Consider the following 23,880-nt stretch of genomic DNA (forward strand, 5'->3'; position numbering starts at 1 on the left):
GCGAAGCGCCCTATTTACCCACCATCCGCTTACGGATCCGGCTTAGCGATGGTCCCTGGATTCCAAGGTAAGAGGCAATATGATAGAGCGGTACGGAGTTGAAAATATTAGGGTGTTTAGCTATCATTTCCCGGTAACGGTCTTCGGGTGTTTTGAACAAAAAGCCTTCAGTACTTCGCATTACCTCGTGAAAAGCTGTTTCGGCAACCATCCTGCCAAATCGTTCCCATTGATGCGACTGTCCGTAAAGGTCATTCAGTTGGTCGATGTGGATGTATAAAATAAGAGAGTCAACCATAGCCTCTGTATAATACTCACAGGCGGTTTGGCTAAAAAAGCTGGTGAATGACGTTACAAATTGATGGTCAGAGAAAAAGAGCATGTTCTTTTCCTCGCCGGTGATTTCGTTTACCCGATAAATCCTGAACACGCCGCTGATGATGAACCCAAGGTGTTTACAAACATTTTTATATTCGTTGTAAAACTCTCCTTTTTTATATTGCTTTAATTTCCAATGCTGCAACGATAAATCAAATGCCTCGGCTTTCATACCAGCGGAGCCCATTACTTTGCGTAATAATTCTATCTCAGTTGCACCGTTTAACATACCCTAAAAATATCTCTTTTAAATAATACCGCGTAATAAAGAGAGCTAATTTATTAAGTTCAGCTTGAGTTTTGTAGCCTTAAAGTCAATAATTCGCTACAATAATATTTTCTTACATCAAATCTATAAATATCGATATGTAATTATATCTTTGTGCCATGGACATCATAAAAATAAACGCCTCGCTTGCCAACGCTGCCCGTTATGATATTTTAAGATGGCTTAAAGACCCTGAAAAAAATTTCCCGCCACATAAGGAAGTCAGCGGTTTTGGTGATGGGGTATGTGTTTCGTTCATTAAGGATAAATCGGGTTTGTCACAGTCCACCATTTCCCATTATTTGAATATGATGGAAAATGCACAGTTGGTTATCGCTACCCGTATAGGAAAATGGACCTATTATAAAAGAAACGAAGCAATGTTAGCAGCATATTTTAAAGCGTTGCAAAAGGACATATAAAAAATTTGAAATCATAAATCGATAAAGTTAAATATATAGATATGAGAATATTAATTATCGGAGCTTCAGGAATTATAGGGAAGCCATTATTTGAATCGTTAAAAAAGGAGCACGAGGTATTTGGCGCGTACCGGAGCAGCGCCGAATACCCGGTGGATACGAGGGATGTTGCCTCGGTGCGGTTGTTACTGGAAACACTGCCCAAACTGGACGCCATAATTAATGCTGCGGGCTCGGCCGTTTGGGAAGAGTTTGATTTGTTGACAGAAGCCGACTATTACGTGGGGATCAAAGACAAACTGATGGGGCAGGTTAATCTTGTCCATACCGCTAAAGAATTTTTGAACCCAAATGGTTCGATAACGCTTACAACAGGTATCCTTGCTGATTTTCCAGAGCCCAGTTCAGCGGGTCTGGCATTGGTAAACGGGGCCTTGCATAGCTTTGTTATGGCCGCCGCTCCTCAGTTAAAAAATAACATCAGGCTCAATGTTGTCGCTCCCGGGGCAATTAAGGGTGCCATTGAGAGCGAGGAACTGTTCGCCGGGCATGCGCCGGTAGCCATTGAAGCTGTGATTGATGTATATAAAGAAGCATTATCGGGTTCAAAAACAGGCCACGTATTTAAAATTTATTGACATGAAAATCCCAATTTATCAAATCGATTCTTTTACTAAAACGCTTTTCGGTGGTAACCCGGCTGCTATATGCCATTTACCTTATTGGTTGAGCGACCAAACCCTGCAGAACATTGCCATTGAAAACAACCTGGCCGAAACGGGCTTTTTTGTAGAAAAAGATGGCAAGTACGAGATCAGGTGGTTTATGCCACATGCCGAGATCGACCTGTGCGGGCATGCAACCCTGGCGGCTGCTTATGTGATTTTTAACTACCTGGATACCACCTTAACAAAAGTGTCGTTTTCGTCGCTTAGCGGTATACTTTCGGCAACAAAGGAGGACAGCGGCGCCATCACGTTAGATTTTCCATCATGGCCGCCAAAGCAGGTGCCTATACCCCAACAGGTTATTGACGCCTTCAAGGCGAAACCGCTGGCGGCGTTTGCCGCTAGAGACCTCGTTGTGGTTATGGAATCAGAAGAAGAGGTTTTAAATGCAGACCCCGATATAAATTTGCTGAAGGGCCTGGGCTATGTTTGCCTGGCTATAACGGCCAAAGGAACCTCAGCCGATTTTGTTTCCCGCATTTTTGACGCCGAAGCGGATATTCCGGAAGATCCGGTTACCGGGTCGACCCACGCCATCCTGGTGCCATATTGGGCGGATGTTTTGGGCAAAACGGAACTGTGTGCTCTGCAGCTATCAAAAAGAAGGGGCGAAATTGCCTGCCGACTGGAGGGTGAGCGGGTATTTATGACGGGTTTCGCAGTGCCTTATTTGAGTGGGTTTATCGAGGTGTAAACGCGGGCGTTTTAGCTACAGGAATAGTTGGGGGTGATTTGATTTAGTCCCTGCAAAGCCTTGGATGAAAATCTGAAGGCTTTTTTTGTTAAATTCGGCAATCATAAAACAAGCTAAACCGGAACGCCATAAATGTTAGATTGGGTAAAAAACTTATTTAGTAATAAAGACGATTTCGAAAGTTACGAGTGGAGAACCGATTCTTCCATTTTTAACTTTTTGGCTGATAACTTAAACCAAGAAGGAAAATTAACAGAACCGGGATTCGATTTGCCCGACGAAAAGCCAGCAAATGAGAATGAGCTGAGATTTGCTCCGGGTCTTCTCGATTCAATGTTGGGCGCGCAGGATTCAGATAACTCAAAATTAGAAATAGATGAATTGGTTCAACTTCTAAAGCGCATTTCAGAGTATGGAGATCGCAAAAGTGAGGCAAAGTTTTATCAACTGATTACTGCTACTGATTCTGTGATTGGTATTATAGATGATTTTCTTGACCGGGCTGCTAAATTATCATTACCAATTAATCCACACCTGCTTAACTTTTCCAAAGATTTGGCGTTCAAAACTGATCATAGAAACAGCGTTAAATTTGGTGTTGCAATGATTGGAATATGTGGCGACAAAAGCTTATCCAATCAAATTGAAATAATAGGCCTGCATGATGAATTTACACTTTTTGCGATTGTAGCGCTATCGGGCTTTTCAGATAATTTAATTAATGATTTATGGGCGTTGGCTAAAAAAGTAGAGGGCTGGGGTAAAATACATGCTGTTGAACGCTTGGCAAAAATGGAATTGCCTAATGATATTAAAAATTGGCTGATTACAGACGGATACAAAAACAGCATTATGTACGAATATCTTGCATACACTTGCGCATTAAACGGGGAGTTACATAATATAATTAAAAAGGAAACGATTAGTAATACCATATTTAACTCCTCGACCGAGATTATTACAGCTTTAATTACCGGCGGTCCGGCGGAAGACATAACAGTTTATCAATATGCTGCAGTTTTAATAGAAAACTATGTAAGACATGCGACCGTGCATGCCAATGATGTATCGGTTTTTATTATGCTAACTGATATAAAAGAATTTTTAATTGAGCTTCAAAGCGATGATATTGCGAACCAATCAAAGAACGGCTGGACACAAGATATCATTTCAAATTGCCTGATTGATATAGTTGAAATTATCAATGGTAAAAACTGGTCTGAATTTGTCATGCCGGCTTTACAAAGCAACGATAACACATTGTTTTGGAGAGGAAAGCAAGCTGCTAAGATCCTAAATATAGATATTTGGGATATAGTATGGCAAAGGCTGAAGAATGATTCGTCCGACAGTTCATTATGGTATGACGTGGTAAATGAAGCTAAGCCTGAACAGGCGGATGAAGTTATTAACTATGCTATCGAAACACTCCCCTTAAAAGAGTTGGCGACTGGACCCAAAGATTCATTAGGAATAGGGCCTGAATACGCCAGGCACCAGGCACTTGATTTTATCATAACATTTCTGGAAGGCTTCCCAACTAAAGGAGAGCTGATTATACTTTCTGCACTTGATAGTCCGGTGACAAGAAATAGATATATGGCGGTTAAGGCGTTGCAGAAATGGGGGAAGGCTAATTGGTCAGAAGGCATCGCCATCAAGCTTCTGCACTTAAGTAAGATCGAGCCGGATGATGATACAAAAAAGAATATTTTGCGGGTGTTAAAAGGACAGGACCTTAGCTATTGAAGCTTTTTTGCATTATTGCGCAGCCAAGTTAAGTGTTCAAATTCGGAACATGACATCTCAAAAAAGCAAAATTGACTAGAAACAAACTCGGCATTAACAATAGCGAAGAAACGCTCTTTAAAATCCAGGCGGATATCGAAGCGTTTGAGAAGGATGCCGCACTTTACGAAGAAAAGAACTGCGATAAACGCCTGGATGCGATAGATTTCCTGGAGTTTCATATCATTGACCATATTGAAAGTCTGATTGAAAAAACAGCCCAGACAAATCAATTGAGTTTACTGAAACAGTGGGCTGAAAACATAAAGCTTGCATTAGAAGCAATAGACAATAACCTGTTCAAAAAGCTCCGGGCACATATCCGGTCCAACGGATGTACCGGGGAACAGTTCAAAAAGCTGGTGGGTAAATACATTGATTTTGATGCAGATGGAAGTGGTCATGAAGAAGCAGGTTACGATAACCTTGATGTTTTTTTCAACGGGTTACTGTCGTTCGGATCTGTCCCGGAGCAAACTAAAGCCCTGGAGCCGGAAATGGTTTTTTACCAAAAAACGCCGACGAGGATAATTTTTGAACTTGTAGAGAAGGCTTACATTACTAAAAATGACGTTTTTTTTGATTTGGGTTCCGGCCTGGGCCAAGCAGCCATACTGGTAAACCTGCTGGCCGGAACGAAAACGAGAGGTGTGGAATTTGAGCCCGCGTTTTGCAATTATGCAAGCGACTGCGCGGCGCAATTCAACCTACCCAATGTATCCTTTATAAATGTCGACGCCCGGCAAGCAGACTACAGCGACGGCACCGTGTTTTTTATGTACACACCCTTTAAAGGCGAAATTTTGCAGGATGTTTTAGTACTACTGCGAAGCGAATCGTTGACAAGGAAAATTAAAATCATCACTTACGGGCCCTGCACGGCCCAGGTGGCATCGGAGGGTTGGCTGGATATTACTGTGAGCAACAATGATAATATTTATAAGCCCGCGGTTTTTACCTCTATTTGAAGGGGAATAGCCTGAGATGCCGGGAAAATGCTACAAATAATATTGCCGGTGTTCGAAGTTTTTGCGATACGCGAACAATTACGCAGATATTAAAAATATCATACTTTTATTACCCGTTCGCCACGGTTCAGGCTGCAATTTAAGTCGTACGCAATAGAAATTTAACCTAAACGCTGACAGCGAATCTTTTTAATTAATTCATGCATTAATGTTGTTACTTATTAAAAAATATTAATAACTTCCATTCGTGTTATTATTACACGTAACCCTCCCTAATTAATTTAAAATATGCAAAATAAAGCGATAAACGTTTTGTTGATAGATGATGACGACCTGAATAATTTAATATCGACAAGGTATATCAAAAAATACTTTGCAAACTCAAACATTACTGCTTGTTTAAACGGCAAAATAGCCATTGATCTTATCGCGGAGAAAAAAGCTACGCAGCCATCATTCGGTTACGATTATATTTTACTCGACCTGCATATGCCGGTAATGAACGGCTGGGAGTTTTTAGAAAACTACACATACCTAAGCATGGCCGGGAAAGAGAAATGCGAAGTTTTTCTGCTTACATCATCAGTGCACGACGAGGACAAGCTTCGTGCAAGCAACTATCCATTTATAAAAGATTATATTATTAAGCCCTTATTTTCAGATAAAATCTGCAAGATTTTTAATTTGGTGGAGTAACGGGCAGGTACAATTATTTGTTGTTTATAACGCTTTCTTTGATTTTTACCTAGCAATTATTAATTCAGGGCACACACAGTTAAGGCACTGTGTAGATATGTTATTTTAACTCAGCGGAACCTCCACTGTTAATTCATGATGACCTTCGGGACCGATTTTGCCCTGGATGCCCTGTCCTCCCTCCTTTGCCGACTTGGCCACACCATTTATGGTGCAGTTAAAAAACACATTGTAATCCCCCGGGCCCCCCGAAAAACGGTAAACGGCTTTTAGTACCTTATTGTCGATGTTTTGCTGATAGGAGATACCTGATGCTGTTACCGGAACCGGGTTGCCGTCAATGGTTACGTCCACGTACCTGAAATTTCCGGTAATTGTTGAAGCAAAGGTAGCCAGCGGAAATGTTTTGGGGTCTATAACCGGTTGCGGCGTAAAGCCTTTTAACAAGCCCCAACTGGTAAATTCCTCTTTCAAAGTGCTAAGTATTGCTTTTGTTAGCAGGCCGCGCAAAAGAATAAAGGTCCCAATGAACAGGAAGAATTTAGCAACGGGCTTGTAGTCAGTTACATTCAAAATTACTTTTTGGATACGGCTTTTTAGCGCACCGCTATATTGTTCAATAGCGTCCCAGTTTTGAACGGGCCATTGTTTGTTGCCGCCGCAAAAGTTTATTTCCGGCATTTTAATTTCGTCATTTCCTACGGGTAAAATCTGAATGCTCCCGTCTTTTGCTGTAAACTGCGTCAAATCAACGCCTCTGTAGCCTGCTGCAAAAATCGGGTTAGCCTCCAAGCCGGTTGCCGGGATTGTAAAATACTGCTGCAGAAAAACCTGGCAATTATACCGGCCAAGGAAAAAATCGTGCACACGAAATTCCTTATTTAAAAAACCGCTAAAGCCACCCAGCGCGCCACAGGCAATTGCCCGTTCACCCTGTATTGTTTTTTGTTCTGTCGTTCCCCTGTTGATGGTACGCGAGGGATCCACCAGGTACTGTCCGGCACAGTCAGGGTTCATCGCGTCCTTAATTTGTGAGGCTTTGGCGCGCATCTGGCTAATCATAGCCGAAAGGGTAAGGCCAACAACATGCAGCAGTTTATCGCTAAGGCTTATGGTCTGTGGTTTTGTGCTTGGAAAAGGGGCAATCATCAAAATGGTAGACTTGAACTTATTATAGCTTTCGTAGTCATTTTGATCCGGTTGTTCAGTTATGACCGCTAACACCTCCCTAACTTTATCAAAAGGTTCGTTATTTATCATGCCACCATCAACATTCAGACTGTTATAGGGGTCGCGGTCCGTCTGGATAGCCTTAATCGTTTTATTATCATATAAAGGGTTGTTGTTGACTGTTTTTTCGGTCCGGCTCACTACCCTTGAACGCAGGCCAACCGGGAAAGCGCCCGTTGCCATAGCTGCATCCATGGCGGCCCGGGTGTTTTCGCCCGATTTGATATTGAGCGGCATCCACCCATCCGAAGTTGGCTGCTCTCCCTGCCTTAGCAATTCAAAGCAGGCATAATCATTGTGAAGCTGCATGTAATAAGGGTGGCGGGTACCCGGCGCATCCGATTTGAAAGTTATATCATAGGTAAAACCTTCGAGGTTGCTTAATGTAGTGAACAATTTGAGTTTACGGGGGAAAAAATCCGGCATTTCCTGCCAGGCAACGGCCCCATCGGGCCTGATGGCCCGATGCGCCACCTCATCTATAAACCGGCAGTTAAGTGCCGAAACAACATCGCTGCCTATATCATCAGTAGCGAGCATTTTACTGAACATATCGCGGGCGGTCAAATCAACCCACGAATGATAAAGGATGTTTTCCGGGCGCTCCTCCTGCGGATCGGGCAATGGTGCTTTTACGGGGGTAATGCCCTGCTGCAAAGCAGCCGCGGTAATAATAGCAGTCATACCACCTGCCGAGGCTCCGCCCATAACCGGGATCTCAATTTTGTGAGAAGGAAAGCCGTTTTGGCCACGCGTTTTTTCGTAGGTGGCCAGTGCCTCTAACAGGTAGTCCATAACGCCGGCGGTGTAGGCGCCTGCCGAAACTGCACCAGCCATACAAATGCCAAGCTGAAATGCGGGATTGGGGGTTGGGTTGTCCGTCATATTTTTTTAATTGAAAAGCAGGATGATTATCAAGAAATTAAGGCTAATAATAGAAAAACTACAGGATATTTACCAGCGTAAAAACACGGTAATTTCCTGAGTATTTTCACCTGATTTTTGTAGTTGGAACCAACTGTGCCCCTGCAATAAATGGAATAACATTAATGATGCCTGCTCAAAACCAGTGAGAATATTTATTATAAAACTAATTTACCTGTTAAAACGTTATTACAGTAATAAATACACATTGCAATGGAAGATAATATCATACCCATAAACCGCAATCATAATATTATAGATATAACCGAATATTACGAAATTGAATATTGGGCTAGCAGGTTTAACGTCAGGCCTGAACAAATAAGGGCTGCGGTACTGGCTGTTGGTAGTTCAATAACCTCTGTTGAGCATTATTTGAATAAGAAAGCATCGTAGAATAGAATATTCGATGCGATAATACCTGGCGGCTTAGCTTTCCAGTGTTTTCTTCCTGCGTTCGGTCAAGTACTTTCTTACAGGGATATCAAACCCCTCCATAATCAAATACGCCACACCAACCAATAATATAATTCCTGTTATAATGATCAACGCCAGGTGGCCTGTTCCGGGTTTGTGGCTTGCATAATAATTCCCGAACATCCATATTGCGGCGTAATGCGTCATGTACAGGGGATAAGATATTTTACCGGAAAATACGCACAGCTTTTTTAACCCTTTGGTTAAAATTGCCCCGGCGCCTAAAGCAATCACCAGGGGGAAGTAAAATAATACTACAAATGGCTCGGTTAGCCAATTCCATTTAGTGAATGGCATTACAAATGCCAGGGCTAATAACATTGTTAAGCCAATAAAACCCAGCTTATTTTTAATAATCCAGTTTGAGCGATAAATCAGCAATCCCGCTAAAAACGAAAAGGAAATCCGGGCGCAGCCATCCCAAAAGTTCGGTCCGCCCCATCCGCCCATCAGGTTGCCGGCACTATAGCCAACAAAACAAAGCGCGGCAGCCGAAATCACGGTCAGCAATAATAAAAACCGGCGGCTTAACCTGCAAAGCACAAATGCATAAACAATATTTGCAATATACTCCCAAAACAACGACCATGCCGGCGCATTGAAACTAAAGAGATTGAATGCCCTATCGGTAACCACCGGGAATGGCACCATGAAAACGGAGCAAATAAAAACAAGAAGGATTTTGCCGGCGCTATACAATTCCGGGTGCCCGCCAAATGGGTCGAACAGGAAGGCGAACAGGCCTAATATTGAACCCAAAATAACCAGCGGGTGCAGCCTTATTAGCCTCGATTTAAAAAATTCTAAAACACCTATTTTGGCAATCCGGTCATCGTAAGCGTAGCCGATAACAAACCCTGACAGGCAGAAAAAGAAATCGACCGCCAAAAAACCGTGACCGATAAAATTTTTGCTATAATCGGAATAAGCCATCTCCATAAAATGGAACGTAACTACTGCAAGTGCGGCAACTCCGCGCAAGCCATCAAGGATTTCAAAATGCTGTTTGTTTTGAAGTATTTCCGGAGCTGGTTTTTCCATTTTTATTGCGCCTGTTACAGCATTCGCAATAACGTAAATTTAAATGAAAATTCCCCGGTATTTTATTGACATTGCAGCACCTGGAAACACACATGAAAAACTATCGTATCCTTATACTGCTTTTTTTAATTCAGCCGGTTTTCGGCCAAACAAAATTGCCGGTTATAAAAGCGACGTCAAAAAGCGTTGCCATAAACGATGGCGGCTATTTTGATAAAAATGCTTGGTCACTCTCGCCTAAAATTAAACCGGATGTTTTTACTGCCGACAGAACGCGCAAAACAAAGTGGGTTACTTTTTATACCGATATAGATTCCATCAAAGTAAAAGTAAAGCCCGGAACCCGGTTCAATTTTGTGGTGGTGCTGAATGGAAAAGATTCATGCTTTACCCAAATTGCCAGCGCCATACCGCCGGAAGCCACGGCGAAAAGCAATGTTGCTGCGCATGATACCATCCCGTTTGTACTTACCTCCTACAATGCAATTGCGGTAAAGGCTATAGTTAACGGTACTGATACTTTAACCATACATTTTGATACCGGGTCGTGGGATTTCAGGTTAACAAAGGATGCCATCCTGAAAAAGACGAGATTGCTGTCGAACCAGCCCGGCGCTTTATCAGGCACTACCAACCCGGATTATAATAAAATAAACAAAGTATTTAAGATACAAATGGGCCATTTGGTTTGGAACAACCCGGAGGTTGGCGTAACAACGTTAACCGCCCACGAAATGGATGGCCGTTTCGGCTGGAACCTTTTTGAGGGTAAATGCGTGCAAATTGATTACGATAAAAGCATTATTGTAATCCATTCAAAATTGCCAAAGGAGCTGAAGGGTTACACCAAATCAAAACTGGATTTCAGAAACTCATTTGTTATAGCTAAAGGAAACTTTGAAATTGGTAGGAATAAATTTGCCGGTAATTTTTTAATGGACACCGGCGCCGACCAGGCTATCATCCTGGACAGCGCCTGGGCCGCCAGCCGGAATTTCGCAGCTGATTTAAAGTTGATAAAAACAACGGTGCTGAAAAACCCACGGGGCGTAAAATTTGAAATTAAAGTAGTGCTCGCACCGCTGTTAAAAATAAACAACATTGCGCTTAGCAATATCCCAACCTCAATTTTGGCAGGTAAAAATCCCGCCGGATTTGAGATCAATAACTTCGGCAACGATTTACTGAAGCGCTTTAATATGATACTTGATTTTAAAAATGATTACCTGTACCTGCAACCCAATAAACTGATGAGCATGAAATACCGGGAAGGGGTATGATTAAACCCGTAGAGAAACAATCTTTGTGTCTCTACAAAAAAACCATGTTTTTGCTTGAATTAACATATATTGGCTCTCGTTATCCTGATAAACCTTTTGTAATACCGTTATGAATAAAAAACTTGTACTGTGGTCAATAACCGTTGGGTTAGGCGGCCTGCTTTTTGGTTTGGATGTTGCCGTAATTTCGGGCGCCGAACAAGCCATCCAAAAATTATGGGGCCTTAGCGACCTGATGCATGGTACAGCTATTGCAATGGCGCTATATGGCACAGCGGTTGGAGCGGCATTAGGTAATATCCCGGCAAATAAAATTGGCCGTAAAAAAACGCTGCTTTGGATAGGATTACTGTTTTTCATCACCTCGCTGGGCGCAGCGCTATCGCCCGGAGTTTATTTGTTTATGTTTTTTAGGTTTGTTGGCGGTTTGGCTATTGGCGCATCTTCAGTGGTGGCACCGGTGTATATTTCAGAAATTGCGCCGCCCAAATACCGCGGTCGCATGGTAATTTCGTTTCAGCTGAACATTGTAGCGGGCATTTTGGTGGCCTATTTATCCAACTATTTATTACAGGGCTTTGGCGGCGTGGACGATTGGCGCTGGATGCTTGGTGTAGTGGCAATACCTTCCCTGGTATTTTCGGCCCTGATGCTGTTTACTCCCGAAACACCTCGCTGGTTGGTGCTTTATAAAAAGGACTATGCTGCTGCCAAACAAGTACTGCTGCTTACCGGAGAAGCCACCGATTCCATGATCGACCAAATAAAAAATTCTGTTTCGTCGACCAAAGAAGCTTTATTCAGCAAAAAATTTTACAAGCCTTTAGTACTGGCATTTTTAATTGCGTTTTTTAACCAGCTTTCGGGCGTTAATGCCATTATTTATTTTGCACCAAAGGTGTTTGAAATGGCCGGCATCCAGCGCAGTGGTGCCTTGCTGTCAACAGTGGGTATTGGTGTGGTTAATTTAATATTCACTATAACTGGCTGGTATTTAATCGACAGGTTTGGCCGCCGTACGCTGATGTATATAGGCTCCTTTGGATATATCCTTTCCCTCTCGCTTATTGCGTTCTCTTTCAATGGTACCGACCATAGCATGATAGTATATTATGTATTTGTGTTTATTGCGGCACACGCCATTGGGCAGGGAGCTGTTATATGGGTGTTCCTGTCGGAGTTGTTTCCAAATTCGGTGCGGGCGAGCGGAACCTCGTTTGGCTGTTTAACACATTGGGCCTTTGCCGCGCTAGTGGCGCAGGTGTTCCCATATTTTGCGGCTAATGTGCCTGGTGCGTACATATTCGGCTTTTTTGCCTTTATGATGGTGCTGCAACTGCTGTACGTATGGAAAATGATGCCCGAAACTAAGGGTGTTGCATTGGAGGACATGGGGAGTAACATCGTGTTGCATTAGTAATTATGGAGATAAAAATCAAAGGGTTTCAGCATTTAGGGATTCCCGTAACAGATATGGAACGATCTGCGGCGTTTTACAAGGGACTGGGGTTTGAAAATGTAATGGCTTCGGATTTTGTAATGAATGGAGAAAAGGGCGTTATGGCCATGATGCAACGGGGAGATATGATCATTGAAATATACCAGCTACCCTCATCATTACTGGGCGATATTAAAACCCGGAAGGATGGCCATATAGACCATATCGCTTTTGATGTGGACGACGTTGACACAGTTTTTGAAACGCTTAAAAGCAATGGTTACCAGCTTATTGAACCTGCCCCCGTTTTCCTTCCGTTTTGGCAGAAAGGTTGTAAATATTTTAACATCACCGGCCCAGATGGCGAAAGACTTGAGTTTAATCAAATACTGTAAATGTACACCGGAGGACTGCCTGTTCTGGCCGTCCTCCGGTATACTTTGTAATGGTTTTGATACAAAACAATCACAAAAACTAAACCGCCAATAATTTCATAAATTTGATTTTACTATCAACAAAAAAACTGACCATGTTAAAATCATTTACTCTTGCCGCAATACTTTGCGGGGCGTTTATGTTTGCCAATGCGCAAACACTAACCATGCCGCCCGAAATAAAGCAGGCCTTTGATAAAGGCACCCGTTCATTGAATGGTAAACCCGGTAAAAAGTACTGGCAAAACCACGCCCGCTACGATATATCGGTAAGCATGGCGCCGCCAAACAGAACCATTACCGGCGTTGAAGCCATCACTTATTTTAATAACAGCCCCGATACATTACGCCGACTTAACATGAAGCTGATCGTAAACGTTCACCGCGGCAGAACGGCTACCGCAGCAAACGCCCCCCTTGGTATTAAGGTTGACGATATAAAAATAAACGGCACCAAAGCCGACTGGGATAACGAAAAAGCCGTTACCACCAACCAGATGGTCGACCTAAAATCGCCTTTGATGCCGCATGATTCATTAAAAATGAACATCGCCTGGCATTACGACCTGGCTGGCGGACAAGGGCGCGACGGTGCTATTGATTCTACCAGTTATTACCTTGCGTATTTTTATCCAAGGGTCTCAGTTTACGATGATTACAAAGGATGGGACACCCAGCCGCACACCGGTGGACTTGAGTTTTATAACGACTTTTGCGACTATAACTTGAGCGTAACCGTGCCTAAAAACTACCTGGTATGGGCAACCGGTACCCTGCAAAACCCCAACGAGGTTTTACAACCCGAATTTGCTAAACGCCTGCAGGCCTCAATGACCAGCGACGAGACCATACACATCGCTACCGCGCAGGACCTTGCCGCTAAAAACATTACGGCCCAAAACGCCACCAATACCTGGAAATGGAATTCCACCAATATATCTGATGTGGCCCTGGGCGTCAGCAATCATTACGACTGGGATGCCGCAAGCGTTATTGTTGATGACAAAACACAGCGCCGCACCGCCATACAAGCAGCATTCGCCGATAGTTCGAACGATTTTCATGAGTATGTGAAGTTTGCACATAACACGCTCGACTGGTTTTCGCACAACCTGCCGGGCGTGCCCTACCCGTTCCCAAAAACAACATCATTCCAAGGATTTGCCGATATGGAATACCCAATGATGGTAAACGACAGCCACACCAAAGACCTGACATTTGCGCAGCTGGTGCAGGACCATGAGATAGCTCACACCTACTTCCCTTTCTACATGGGCACCAACGAAAGTCGTTATGCCTTTATGGATGAGGGCTGGGCCACAACTTTTGAATTATTGATAGGCACTGCCGAAAATGGCAAAGCGAAAGCTGATGAGTTTTACAAACAGTTCCGCGTTAACAGGTGGACGCACGGCCCGCATGCCAAGGAAATGCCGATAATAACCCCATCGCCAGAGGTAACATTTGGTGGTGGTAACAATGCTTATGGTAAGCCATCGTTAAGCTACCTGGCTTTAAAAGATATGCTGGGCGACGAACTGTTTAAAAAAGCGTTGCATACCTACATGAATAACTGGAACAGCAAACACCCGATCCCATGGGATTATTTTAATTCGATGAAGAGCGGTTCGGGTAAAAATCTCGACTGGTTTTTTTACAACTGGTTTTACACGCCTTACTACATCGATTTGAGCCTGGATAACGTTGAAAAAACATCAGGCGGATATAACCTGGCCATAAAAAACATCGGTGGTTTTGCAGTGCCGTTTGATGCCATTGTGACTTATACCGACGGCACAACAGAAACCATCCATCAAACCCCTATAGTTTGGGAAAAGGACCAGAAAAACATCTCCGTAAAAATTAAAACCGGGAAAGAAGTAAAATCAGTAACGCTTGACGGCGGCATTTTTGTGGATGCCGATATGAAAAATAATACCTGGCCGGCAGTTGCGGCTGCAAAATAAGCGAGGCGCTGTTTTTGTATTAGAAATAATATGCCCTGGATAAAATTCCGGGGCTTTTTTGTAAAACGATGTTCCCAGTCGAATCAAATATGCTCGTCGAATCTTTGGCTAAAGCCTCTGGGTTTGGTATATGTTGTCCGTCGCTTAAAAGCAACGGCAATAAAATTGCAGGTTGCGTTTACTCATTGCCGTCGGCTTTAGCCGACGGGTAACGGTAAACAAAATCCGGCTTTAGCCGAATTTCTCGTAATGGGCAACTTCATTTATTCTACCCCTCCGACTGCTCAATCAACTTGCTCCAACCTTTATCTCCTGCATTTTTAATCTCTTTCTTCCGGGCTTCCATTACCTTTTTTATGCGTGAACTATATGCCCAGCAGGTGCTTTGGCGGATGGAGAGGATCTCGGATAATTTATGCGATGATATTTTGCCGTTGGTAGAATACATTAAAAATATCATGTAAAACGCCTTGTTGATAGGGATGCGCGTGTTTTGCAGAATGGTATAGGCAATAACCGACTCTTCGTACCCGCACTTGGAGCAACGGCGGCTGTAAGGCAAATGGCCGTGGCCGTAATGCGTGTTGCTGCACTTGCGGCAATTATAACCTTTATCCCATTTTAGGTCCGACAAAAATTTGAAACAGGTTTCCCTGTCGGGATAGATCTTGCTGAACTCTTCGAAATCTACCTCGGTAGACATCACCCGGTCGTGGCTGATTTTTTCGATATCCTGGTGCAGGATGGTATTGTCCTTCTCCAGCAATACGTTCATCCGCGAAATTTCTTCGGCCTGTTGCTGCAATAATATGTTTACTTCTTTCAGTTCTTCGTTCTGGTGCTCTATTAAGGATGATTTTTCAACCAGTTCTTTAGTACGTTCCTGTACTTGTGCCTCAAGGTTGCGGTTCAGGGTATCTTTCAGGTCCTCGTTAAGCCTTAACTGCCTTATGGCCTGCAGTTGCGCTTTTTCCTGCTGTTTTTTCAGCAGGCGCACTTTATCGCCTATGGCGAACGATATAAATACCATCTCCATAATAAAGCAAAAACTGAGGCTGTAATAGTTGGCGGCTGTTACCGGCAGCCACCATAAGTTTAGCGCTATCAAGGCCTTTATAACAAAGCCGGTTAGCAAAAACGAGTAGCCAATCACAAAAAAACGGGCAGCCCGGTAACCTTTTATCAGCACGTAACAACCGGTAAAAAGCGCAAGCGACAGCGGCACGATCTCTATGATTTTATAGCTGAACCAATTAGGATTAACGGTGAGGCATAGCACAAAATACAGGGTTCGGAACCCGATGACCCACCAAACCAATTTATTAAGCCTTGGTGCGTTTGCTTTTAAATTGAGCAGGCTTTGCGTAAACAGCACCGAGAAAATACTGGCCGAAAACAAAGCAATGCCATAGGCATTATGGTTCCAAATCGGCGAACCGGGCCAAACATATTGGTAAGCAATGCCGTCGGCGCACATTTCGTACAGACCTATGCTGAGGTTGTAGGCCACATAGTATAAATACTGCCTTTGCCGCATGGCAATAAACATCATCAAGTTATACAGACCGAACACCAAAATCATCCCATAAAAAACACCGAAGAAAAAATATTCTTCGAGGGCATAAGTGATAAACCAGCTTACCGAGCGCAGCACCATGATAACGTTTACCGGCTGGTGCGATTTGATGCGGACATAATATACCTGCTCGCCGGGTATGCTGTTATCGAGATTAAGGGTGAAGTTTTTATGCTGGTAAAAACGCGCCTGGAACGGCCTGCTGCTGCCCAGCAAAGTTGCTTTGTAATTGTTTTTTTTATCAGGTGCGTAAACAGCGATACTATCTATGGTCTGGTCGAAAAACTCGATTATCCAGTTGTTATGCGATTGCGGGTTATGTCTTATTTTAAGCCGGTACCAATAAGCCGGGGTTGGGTCCGTAGTGGTCGGAGTGGCGGTTTGATTAACCTTAAATTTGGCCTCAAAGCCGGCGCTTTTTACATCATTTATGGTAAGAGTGCCATGAAGGTCTTCCAGGTAATAAAGCTGGTCGTGCCTGAAAATTTGCTGTTTAGCCGTGTCGCTGATGATGACAGCACGCTGGGCATTTGTCGTAATTGCAAAACAGAGCAAAAACGGGGCAGAAAGAAGAAATCTCAATAAAAATTTACTCATGCGCACAGGGGGTTAGTAACGCTTTAGGTTTATTTAGTATACGTTTTCTCAATAAATTAGTTGCGCAGGTTCAGGTTGGTACGCAATGTTAACATTTTTACTTTTACAATCCTATTAAGGGTAAATAGTACAATTAAAACATCTAAAAGCCATACTTATGGCACTTTAAATCCCAGCGCTTCCATATATCCTTTGTTTGGTTTGCAGTTTTCAAACTTGCAATTGTTTAAAAAGCCATATAAAGCTTTAACCAGTTCTTCACGGTTTTCAGGAGTTGCCTTACGGATGTCCTCGAAAGTGGTACGGTTTTTCTCTGTATAATCTATTACTTTGTCGTAACCGGCCGGTACTTCAAATGTGATGATACCGGCAGTATTGTCCAGTTTTTTATAAGGCCAGTAATGCCAGCCAATGTTATTTTTTTCGAGCAAATCTTTAAATGTCTTTACCCACTCGTCTTTATTCTCGCCGGTTTCGCCGCAGTAAATGGGTACATTATATTTGTTGCTGAAATCAACGTAATCCTGTATAACGTTCTGAATTGGCTCCGTCCAGTATTTGTGGAACTGGTAAATCAATTTCGAATCAAATGGCGGACCGAATGGTTTAAAGTTGCTGTCCCATTGTGCACCGCCCAATATCACGATATGGTTTTTGTCAACAAGGCGGATTGATTTGGTTATCTTTTGATAAAGCGGCTCAAGGTATTGGTTAAATTCGTCAGCCTTAAAATAAGTGGCGATTGGCTCGTTCAGTAAATCATAGCCCATTACGGTTGTCGAGTTGGCATAGTGAGCCGCAATGCGGTGCCAGATATCGATGGCTAGTTGTTGGCTGGTCTTACTTTTGAACAGGAATGGGTAGCCATAGCCATCATCAATATTGTCGCCGGTTTGGCCACCTGGTGCGGCATGCATATCTAAAATAACATACAGGCCTTCTTTTTTGCACCAGCCAATCACCCTGTCCAGCAATTCAAAACCGCGGTTGGGGTTGTTTTCGCCCATATAACTTTCGGCGGTAAAAAGCCGGTAATTAAAAGGGATGCGGATGGAGTTCATTCCCGAAGTCTTTAAAAAATGGATATCTGCAGCGGTTATGTAGGTGTCCTGGTATTTTTTCCAGAAGGCTTTTACATCTTCGGGGCCCATTATTTCTGATAAGGCCTGGTTTATAAGCTTTGGAGAGTTTACGCTTTTAAACTTAAACATGTAGCCCTCGGGCACCAGCCAGTTGCCGAGGTTGGTACCCCGCATTAAAAACGGTTTGTTATCAGGGCCGATTACCTGCTTGCCTTTAACGGTTATGAATTTTTGTGTTTGGGCTTTAATAACTGCCGGGCCCATTAATACCGAAAGCAACAAAACGAAAACTAACTTTTTCATGGTTTATAACGATCTTTAATACTAAGCAATTCCTTAAATTTTTCTTTCTTGGTTCTTGGCTCTTGATTCTTGACTCTAATTCATCACCATACATAGGTTGCGGCAGCACCGCCCGGCAATGTGCTGGTAACTATCTTATTGTTAAATTGTATATTAAATGTTGCATTGCTGCTGCCTGTGTTAAATACAATCAGCACCTTGCTGCCATCTGTATTTTTAAAGGCCACGTTAGGCGTTACTGACAGTTCTGACGATGCTATTCTTACCGCCCCCGGCCTTACAAACTTTGACGCATGTGCGATGATGTAATAGCTGACATTACGTGTAACACTTGAGCCACTGATAGTTAAAGCGCCCTGGCAAGTAGAGCACCCGCCGTTGGTGTGCGGACCGTAAGCGGCATCGGTAGCCATGTTCCATTCCAGCACGTTGCGGCTCCAGTTTTTTGGCGCGCCAATAATCAGGTTTACCAAATGCCAGTTAAGGTCGCCGGCAAAGCTGCCCGTAGACGGTGTGTATTGCTCAGTAAAATAGAGGTTTTTGGCAGGGTAAGCATTGTGCACGGTAGTTAAGGCGCTAATGTTGCCGTTATAAAGGTGAAACGCGGAGCCATCAACATAGGGGTTAGCGGCAGGGTCGTTTAAAATAGCTATCGGGTATTCGGGGCGGTCAGCATTGTGGTCCCAAACTATAATCTTGGTGGTTAAGCCTGCGGTATGCAATTGGGGGCCTAAGTTATTTTTTACAAAATTGGCTTCCTCATCGGCCTGCATTACCATGGCCGGGTTGTTATTGGCGTTTAGCGGTTCATTTTGCGGCGTAATGGCATCTATTGTTATACCTTCGGCTTTCATGGCCTGTATGTATTTGATGAAGTATTTGGCGTAGGCATCATAATACGATGTATTTAAGCTGCCGCCGGTAAAGCCATTGTTGCCAAGTGTGTTTATCTTCATCCAAACAGGCGCGGTCCAGGGGCAGGCCAATATCTTTATCTGCGGATTGATAGCCAAAATACTCTTCAGCACAGGAATCAGGTCGGTTTTTTCTTTATCAATGCTGAATTGAGCTAGGCTTTCATCGGTGCCCGATACCACATCGTCATAAGTAAAATCGCCGGCGCTCATATCCGAAGCGCCTATTGAAATACGGATGTAGCTGATGCCGATATGTGTATCGTCTGTTGCAAACAATTCTTTCAGCAGGGCATCCTTTTTATCAGCGGGCAGGCTGTTAATTACGCTGGCACTGCCGCCGGTTAAGCAAAAACCAAAGCCGTCGATACTCTGGTAAGTAATTGTGGTATCAACCGCAATGGTGGTGTTTGAATTGGTTGCCGTGCTAAATAAAAGCGCAATATTTTGTTTGGCCAAAAGGGCACTTTGGTCGCCTTTGGTAAGCCACATAGTCACGTCTGTTTTTGCATCGACAGGTGGTATTACTGGTGGATCTACTATTGGGTTACCAGTTTGGCCTGGCGTATCTTTTTTGCTGCAGCCAGCCATTAAAAAAAGGCCTGCTGCTAACGTTAAAATGAGTGCATTTTTTATCCTTGTATTTTTCATAATATTAAAGCAGCGGTATTATAAATTGTTAATAAATTTAGCAACCGGCCGCTGTTGGTTTTTATTGGTGATGGTATATTGCTAATATAATACTAACCAGTACGTTTTGCATACATTTGGTTAATTTAATATCAGTGCTTTTTTAATTTTTTTTGATACGCTTTAATAACAAGTTAAATCAACGTTGTGTTACTTGTACACTATTGAAATGGAACAAGTTCCAACCAATTTAATACCATGCCAATGAAAAAAATAAATTTACTTTTAGTGCTCATCTTGCTTTTTACAGCGCCGATTTTTGCGCAAACCGTAAAAATTGCCGTCGCCGCCAACCTGCAGGCTGTGATAAAAGAGTTGCGCGCGGACTTTAAAAGCAAAACCGGGATTGCGATTGAACCGATTGTTGGCTCATCAGGAAACCTAACAACCCAGGTTAAAAACGGGGCGCCTTTCGATGTGTTTTTATCGGCCGATATGAACTTCCCGGAAACGCTTTTTAAAGACGGATTCAGCAGTAAAAAGCCGATGGTTTACGCGCAGGGGAGTCTGATTATTTGCAGTAACCAGGATATAGGCTTTGAAAACTGGGAGCGTTTATTGCTAACGGAGAGGGTGAAAAAAATTGCTATTGCCAACCCGGCTATCGCCCCATATGGCAAGGCAGCGCAGGAAGCACTGAATAAAAAAGGAATACTGAGTGATGTGAAATCAAAAATTGTTACCGGCGAAAGCATATCGCAGGTAAATACCTATATTGCTACTGGCGTGGTTGATGTTGGTTTTACCACCCAGGCGCTGGTTGATGACCCGGCGAACAAAACTAAACTTTACTGGAAAGTTATCGACTCCAAACTATACGCCCCTATTGAACAGGGAATGATATTGCTGAAGCATGCCGCAGATAATGCTGATGCAGAGAGGTTTTACCAATATGTGCTGAGTGCGCCTGCGAAGGCGATATTTAAAAAGTTTGGTTATAAGGTGCAGTAGAACAAGACAAAAGAACTTTTTTTAATGGATCTCACCCCTATCTACCTCACCCTAAAATTAGCAGCAATCACCACACTGCTGTTGCTGGTTATCGGCTTGCCGGTGGCGTGGTGGCTATCGCGGGGAAGGTCGTTTTTTAAGATTGCACTGGAGGCTATTATTACCATGCCTTTGGTTTTGCCACCATCGGTGCTGGGCTTTTATTTATTGCTGGCTTTTAGTCCCCTGCATGGCATTGGACTGTGGCTGCAAAAAACGTTCGATGTACAGTTTGTGTTTTCCTTTAAAGGACTGGTACTGGCATCTATTATTTATAGTATGCCTTTCATGATAGGGCCCATAAAATCGGCCCTGCAGCAATTGCCGGCTTCGCTGTCGCAGGCCTCGTACAGTTTGGGTAAAAGCAGGTGGCAAACTTTTGTAAAAGTGCTGTTGCCAAATATAAAGCCATCTCTGCTGACAGCAGTCGTGTTGACATTTGCCCACACACTCGGCGAATTTGGCGTGGTGCTGATGATAGGGGGGAATATTCCCGGAGTTACACGCGTAGCGTCAATAGCAGTATATGACTCGGTTGAGCAAATGGATTATCATACAGCCAATGTTTACTCGCTCATCCTTTTTGCTATTACTTTTGTTTTGGTGATAGCGGTGTTCATATTCAATAAATATCAGTTAAAAAGCCCTTTGGAATGATTAGCATCGATATTGAAAAAAAGCTAAAGTCCTACAAGGGGCAACACATATTGCAAATAAAACAACAGTTTGCAGCGGGAAGTATTACTAAAATTTATGGGCCATCTGGCGCGGGTAAAACCACGTTGCTAAAAACCATTGCCGGCTTTACCGAACCCGAAAGAGGCAAAATTATCGTCAATGATGTCGTTTGGTTTGATACCGAAAGCAAAATCAACCTGCCGCCTCAAAAACGGATGGCCGGGTTTGTTTTCCAGGACTATGCATTGTTCCCCAACATGACAGTGAAGCAGCACCTGGAATATGCCACAACTGATACTGAATGGATAAACCGGCTGTTAGCCATTGGGAAGTTGGGGCCGTTTGCTACTCATAAACCCGAATACCTCTCGGGTGGGCAACAACAGCGTTTGGCTATATTAAGAGCTTTGGCCATCAAACCAAAACTTTTACTGATGGATGAACCGTTTTCAGCGCTTGACCCGGAAAGTAAATCAGCTTTAATTAACGAATTGAAGACGGTTTTTGAGGAACTGAAAACGACAGTTTTGATAGTTACCCATAATCCGCAGGAGTTGGATGGGTTAACAAAAATGGAAATGAATATTAGCTAAGTTTTAATGTATCTCCATTGTTACATTACTGCCGTTTATTGAAAGACTGATGATTTTTGATTTATCGAACATGTTTTGCAGTACAACGTTAGCCTTCGTTTTAACTGCATCAGCAGCACCGTCATCGGTAACTGCAGTCCAGCGGCTGCCTACGCCGTAAGCGAAGTTTACATAATATTTGTTGTACATGGCTATGGCTTTTGCCTTATCGGTGCTTGGTCCGGATAAATCCAATCGCACATAATAATGCCGTGTTTTATCAGTGCTGATGTATGCCCCATACATACCGCGGAACAACACCTTGCTTTTATATCCCTCGGCGCCCATTAATTTCAGCATCTTATTTTCTTCGCCGCGTATTTGTTTATAGCCAGTTGCCCTATACCCATAAAACTCTTTTAATGCTTTGACAAAGGCTTGCAGCTCAATATAATCTGCGCCTGTATTCTCAGTAAACGCGGCATCCTGCATGTGCGCCCATGTGCCCGATTTTATCAAAATGTTATCTTCGTCAAATAAGCTGCCTTTGCCGGTTTCAGCATTTGCCTCTTTTGATGTTTTGTTGATGTAATCCCATTCAAACTCGCCGGAGAGCCTTCCCTTCTTATAGTCGCCAAAAATATAGTCACCCTCCTTGTTAATCAATATTCCTTTGCCGTTGGTTTGGTTGGCTGTAAAATTGCCATAGTAATAGGTTTTATAAAGCACCAGTTCGCCCAGTCCATCCAACAGGCTATTTTTAAAATTCCCCACATAGTAACCACCATCCATAACTTTTAGCCCAAAGCCGTTTTCACAATTTCCAAACTGGCAGCCCTTTTTAGTAGTATCAACAGCCACCACCTGTCCTTTAAAAAATATACCCGATTGAACCAATTCATTTTTTTCGTTGTAAACGCTTCCATAGCCGGCAATTTGATCATCGATAAACGAGCCCTGGTAGGTACTGCCATTGCTATAAAATTTCATGCTGCCCATTCCGCTTACGCCGCCTTCTATAAAAGTGCCGCTGTAGACATCTTCATTAAAAAATTGCTTCGCACCAAAGTTGCTATCGCAGTTTCCTAAAATACATTCATCGCCTTTTTTACTTTCATTATACAGTTCGACAAAATCATTGTCGTCTGACGCATAAATTTTTATCACCACAAAATCAGCCGGACTTTTTAAATAGTATACGGAGTCGCCGAGCCTGTTAACATCGTTTTTTAAAACCCAGTTGTTACCCAGGCATTTTCTAAATTCTGCAAGCATGCCCCTGGCTTCCCCTTTGCCTGATGTACCTTCGGTAATAACCATGGTGTTGTATGCAAATGTGTGCCGGTCATCATCGTACTTTATAAATTCACTGGAAAATTCGTTTGATTTAACCCAAAGGCTAACTATCGGGGTATAATGTTTGGCTTTATCGTATTTATCAGCAACCTCGGCTCCCCTTATGGCGGTTAAAGCTGAGTCGGAAGCAACCACTTTAATAATTCTTTGCAGGTTATCACAACTTAATTGTTGGGCATTGGCTTTAAATATAATAAGAGAAAATACGAACGTTGCTGCTAAAGCAACAGGTAAACGATTAGGGGCTATCATAATTACGGCATTTATACAGCCATAAAGTTCCAGAAAAGTTTAGGCAATGGATGTTGGAAAAAGTAGTAAAAAAGTAGTAATCTGGATTGCTCGAAAATTCACGAATTGGATTAATAATGATGGAATCCAATTCGTGA

Annotated in this window: 21 protein-coding genes; 14 read left to right on the forward strand and 7 right to left on the reverse strand. The window is 43.1% G+C overall.

What is annotated here, in order from left to right:
- Positions 1–10: 10 nt before the first annotated feature.
- A complete protein-coding gene (locus tag Q0R52_RS27010) occupies positions 11–607 on the reverse strand; it encodes a Crp/Fnr family transcriptional regulator (protein WP_295801254.1) in 597 nt (198 codons plus the stop codon).
- A 158-nt stretch (positions 608–765) separates the two neighbouring features.
- On the opposite strand from Q0R52_RS27010, the gene Q0R52_RS27015 reads away from it, so the two are divergent.
- The 6 genes from Q0R52_RS27015 to Q0R52_RS27040 all read left to right on the forward strand — a co-directional run bounded on the left by Q0R52_RS27015 (position 766) and on the right by Q0R52_RS27040 (position 5,942).
- Complete coding sequence (locus Q0R52_RS27015) at positions 766–1,068, forward strand: helix-turn-helix domain-containing protein (RefSeq protein ID WP_295801256.1); 303 nt, start codon at positions 766–768, stop codon at positions 1,066–1,068.
- 41 nt (positions 1,069–1,109) lie between these two features.
- Positions 1,110–1,706, forward strand: coding sequence for a short chain dehydrogenase (locus Q0R52_RS27020; protein WP_295801258.1), 597 nt, complete (start codon positions 1,110–1,112; stop codon positions 1,704–1,706).
- A 1-nt stretch (position 1,707) separates the two neighbouring features.
- Complete coding sequence (locus Q0R52_RS27025; protein WP_295801259.1) at positions 1,708–2,490, forward strand: PhzF family phenazine biosynthesis protein; 783 nt, start codon at positions 1,708–1,710, stop codon at positions 2,488–2,490.
- A gap of 132 nt (positions 2,491–2,622) precedes the next feature.
- On the forward strand, positions 2,623–4,239 hold the full coding sequence (locus tag Q0R52_RS27030) for a hypothetical protein (protein WP_295801260.1): 1,617 nt from the start codon (positions 2,623–2,625) through the stop codon (positions 4,237–4,239).
- A 71-nt stretch (positions 4,240–4,310) separates the two neighbouring features.
- A complete protein-coding gene (locus Q0R52_RS27035) occupies positions 4,311–5,246 on the forward strand; it encodes a hypothetical protein (protein WP_295801262.1) in 936 nt (311 codons plus the stop codon).
- Between the two features lie 288 nt (positions 5,247–5,534).
- Positions 5,535–5,942, forward strand: a complete 408-nt coding sequence (locus Q0R52_RS27040) for a response regulator (RefSeq protein ID WP_295801265.1) — start codon at positions 5,535–5,537, stop codon at positions 5,940–5,942.
- Positions 5,943–6,047: 105 nt separating this feature from the next.
- Here the strand turns inward: Q0R52_RS27040 and Q0R52_RS27045 are convergent, their stop codons facing one another.
- Entirely contained in the window at positions 6,048–8,057 is a 2,010-nt protein-coding gene (locus Q0R52_RS27045; RefSeq protein WP_295801267.1) for a patatin-like phospholipase family protein, read from the reverse strand.
- Positions 8,058–8,309: 252 nt separating this feature from the next.
- On the opposite strand from Q0R52_RS27045, the gene Q0R52_RS27050 reads away from it, so the two are divergent.
- A complete protein-coding gene (locus Q0R52_RS27050) occupies positions 8,310–8,492 on the forward strand; it encodes a DUF3606 domain-containing protein (RefSeq protein WP_252792734.1) in 183 nt (60 codons plus the stop codon).
- Positions 8,493–8,525: 33 nt separating this feature from the next.
- On the opposite strand, the gene Q0R52_RS27055 is transcribed toward Q0R52_RS27050, so the two are convergent.
- The gene (locus tag Q0R52_RS27055; RefSeq protein ID WP_295801271.1) at positions 8,526–9,614 is read right to left on the reverse strand and encodes an acyltransferase; all 1,089 of its coding nucleotides are present in this window, start codon (positions 9,612–9,614) and stop codon (positions 8,526–8,528) included.
- A 92-nt stretch (positions 9,615–9,706) separates the two neighbouring features.
- On the opposite strand from Q0R52_RS27055, the gene Q0R52_RS27060 reads away from it, so the two are divergent.
- From Q0R52_RS27060 to Q0R52_RS27075, 4 genes are all read left to right on the forward strand, one after another.
- Positions 9,707–10,894: a hypothetical protein gene (locus Q0R52_RS27060; RefSeq protein ID WP_295801273.1), complete on the forward strand. Its 1,188-nt coding sequence runs from the start codon at positions 9,707–9,709 to the stop codon at positions 10,892–10,894.
- 109 nt (positions 10,895–11,003) lie between these two features.
- Positions 11,004–12,311, forward strand: coding sequence for a sugar porter family MFS transporter (locus Q0R52_RS27065; RefSeq protein ID WP_295801275.1), 1,308 nt, complete (start codon positions 11,004–11,006; stop codon positions 12,309–12,311).
- Between the two features lie 5 nt (positions 12,312–12,316).
- On the forward strand, positions 12,317–12,727 hold the full coding sequence (locus Q0R52_RS27070) for a VOC family protein (RefSeq protein WP_295801277.1): 411 nt from the start codon (positions 12,317–12,319) through the stop codon (positions 12,725–12,727).
- Positions 12,728–12,861: 134 nt separating this feature from the next.
- Positions 12,862–14,733, forward strand: a complete 1,872-nt coding sequence (locus tag Q0R52_RS27075) for a M1 family metallopeptidase (RefSeq protein ID WP_295801278.1) — start codon at positions 12,862–12,864, stop codon at positions 14,731–14,733.
- Positions 14,734–15,001: 268 nt separating this feature from the next.
- Here the strand turns inward: Q0R52_RS27075 and Q0R52_RS27080 are convergent, their stop codons facing one another.
- From Q0R52_RS27080 to Q0R52_RS27090, 3 genes are all read right to left on the reverse strand, one after another.
- Entirely contained in the window at positions 15,002–16,906 is a 1,905-nt protein-coding gene (locus tag Q0R52_RS27080; RefSeq protein ID WP_295801280.1) for a 7TM diverse intracellular signaling domain-containing protein, read from the reverse strand.
- A gap of 155 nt (positions 16,907–17,061) precedes the next feature.
- Positions 17,062–18,291, reverse strand: a complete 1,230-nt coding sequence (locus Q0R52_RS27085) for a cellulase family glycosylhydrolase (RefSeq protein WP_295801282.1) — start codon at positions 18,289–18,291, stop codon at positions 17,062–17,064.
- Positions 18,292–18,374: 83 nt separating this feature from the next.
- Entirely contained in the window at positions 18,375–19,856 is a 1,482-nt protein-coding gene (locus Q0R52_RS27090; RefSeq protein ID WP_295801284.1) for a glycoside hydrolase family 30 beta sandwich domain-containing protein, read from the reverse strand.
- A gap of 243 nt (positions 19,857–20,099) precedes the next feature.
- Here Q0R52_RS27090 and modA point away from each other — a divergent pair, with 243 nt between their 5' ends.
- From modA to Q0R52_RS27105, 3 genes are read left to right on the forward strand one after another with little or no spacing between them, the layout of a single operon-like run.
- Positions 20,100–20,846 (forward strand): molybdate ABC transporter substrate-binding protein, encoded by a 747-nt coding sequence (gene modA / locus Q0R52_RS27095; RefSeq protein WP_295801286.1) that lies wholly within the window; start codon positions 20,100–20,102, stop codon positions 20,844–20,846.
- 24 nt (positions 20,847–20,870) lie between these two features.
- Positions 20,871–21,542 carry a molybdate ABC transporter permease subunit gene (gene modB / locus Q0R52_RS27100; RefSeq protein ID WP_295801288.1) on the forward strand — a complete coding sequence of 224 codons (672 nt, stop codon included), beginning with the start codon at positions 20,871–20,873 and terminating at the stop codon, positions 21,540–21,542.
- Entirely contained in the window at positions 21,539–22,156 is a 618-nt protein-coding gene (locus Q0R52_RS27105) for an ATP-binding cassette domain-containing protein (RefSeq protein WP_295801290.1), read from the forward strand. Before modB ends, Q0R52_RS27105 begins: the two co-directional genes overlap by 4 nt.
- 3 nt (positions 22,157–22,159) lie before the next feature.
- On the opposite strand, the gene Q0R52_RS27110 is transcribed toward Q0R52_RS27105, so the two are convergent.
- Positions 22,160–23,743, reverse strand: coding sequence for a hypothetical protein (locus tag Q0R52_RS27110; RefSeq protein WP_295801292.1), 1,584 nt, complete (start codon positions 23,741–23,743; stop codon positions 22,160–22,162).
- Between the last annotated feature and the right edge of the window lie 137 nt (positions 23,744–23,880).

This window comes from Mucilaginibacter sp. (assembly GCF_025359345.1).
Lineage (GTDB): Bacteria > Bacteroidota > Bacteroidia > Sphingobacteriales > Sphingobacteriaceae > Mucilaginibacter.

Bases quoted from the DNA above. Each gene is read 5' to 3' on its own strand.
- Q0R52_RS27015 (WP_295801256.1), top strand. From the start codon at position 766: ATGGACATCATAAAAATAAACGCCTCGCTTGCCAACGCTGCCCGTTAT.
- Q0R52_RS27085 (WP_295801282.1), bottom strand. From the start codon at position 18,291: ATGAAAAAGTTAGTTTTCGTTTTGTTGCTTTCGGTATTAATGGGCCCG.
- modA (WP_295801286.1), top strand. From the start codon at position 20,100: ATGAAAAAAATAAATTTACTTTTAGTGCTCATCTTGCTTTTTACAGCG.
- Q0R52_RS27110 (WP_295801292.1), bottom strand. From the start codon at position 23,743: ATGATAGCCCCTAATCGTTTACCTGTTGCTTTAGCAGCAACGTTCGTA.
- Q0R52_RS27090 (WP_295801284.1), bottom strand. From the start codon at position 19,856: ATGAAAAATACAAGGATAAAAAATGCACTCATTTTAACGTTAGCAGCA.
- Q0R52_RS27030 (WP_295801260.1), top strand. From the start codon at position 2,623: ATGTTAGATTGGGTAAAAAACTTATTTAGTAATAAAGACGATTTCGAA.
- Q0R52_RS27050 (WP_252792734.1), top strand. From the start codon at position 8,310: ATGGAAGATAATATCATACCCATAAACCGCAATCATAATATTATAGAT.
- Q0R52_RS27080 (WP_295801280.1), bottom strand. From the start codon at position 16,906: ATGAGTAAATTTTTATTGAGATTTCTTCTTTCTGCCCCGTTTTTGCTC.
- Q0R52_RS27060 (WP_295801273.1), top strand. From the start codon at position 9,707: ATGAAAAACTATCGTATCCTTATACTGCTTTTTTTAATTCAGCCGGTT.
- modB (WP_295801288.1), top strand. From the start codon at position 20,871: ATGGATCTCACCCCTATCTACCTCACCCTAAAATTAGCAGCAATCACC.
- Q0R52_RS27055 (WP_295801271.1), bottom strand. From the start codon at position 9,614: ATGGAAAAACCAGCTCCGGAAATACTTCAAAACAAACAGCATTTTGAA.
- Q0R52_RS27020 (WP_295801258.1), top strand. From the start codon at position 1,110: ATGAGAATATTAATTATCGGAGCTTCAGGAATTATAGGGAAGCCATTA.
- Q0R52_RS27010 (WP_295801254.1), bottom strand. From the start codon at position 607: ATGTTAAACGGTGCAACTGAGATAGAATTATTACGCAAAGTAATGGGC.
- Q0R52_RS27065 (WP_295801275.1), top strand. From the start codon at position 11,004: ATGAATAAAAAACTTGTACTGTGGTCAATAACCGTTGGGTTAGGCGGC.
- Q0R52_RS27105 (WP_295801290.1), top strand. From the start codon at position 21,539: ATGATTAGCATCGATATTGAAAAAAAGCTAAAGTCCTACAAGGGGCAA.
- Q0R52_RS27070 (WP_295801277.1), top strand. From the start codon at position 12,317: ATGGAGATAAAAATCAAAGGGTTTCAGCATTTAGGGATTCCCGTAACA.
- Q0R52_RS27040 (WP_295801265.1), top strand. From the start codon at position 5,535: ATGCAAAATAAAGCGATAAACGTTTTGTTGATAGATGATGACGACCTG.
- Q0R52_RS27075 (WP_295801278.1), top strand. From the start codon at position 12,862: ATGTTAAAATCATTTACTCTTGCCGCAATACTTTGCGGGGCGTTTATG.
- Q0R52_RS27025 (WP_295801259.1), top strand. From the start codon at position 1,708: ATGAAAATCCCAATTTATCAAATCGATTCTTTTACTAAAACGCTTTTC.
- Q0R52_RS27045 (WP_295801267.1), bottom strand. From the start codon at position 8,057: ATGACGGACAACCCAACCCCCAATCCCGCATTTCAGCTTGGCATTTGT.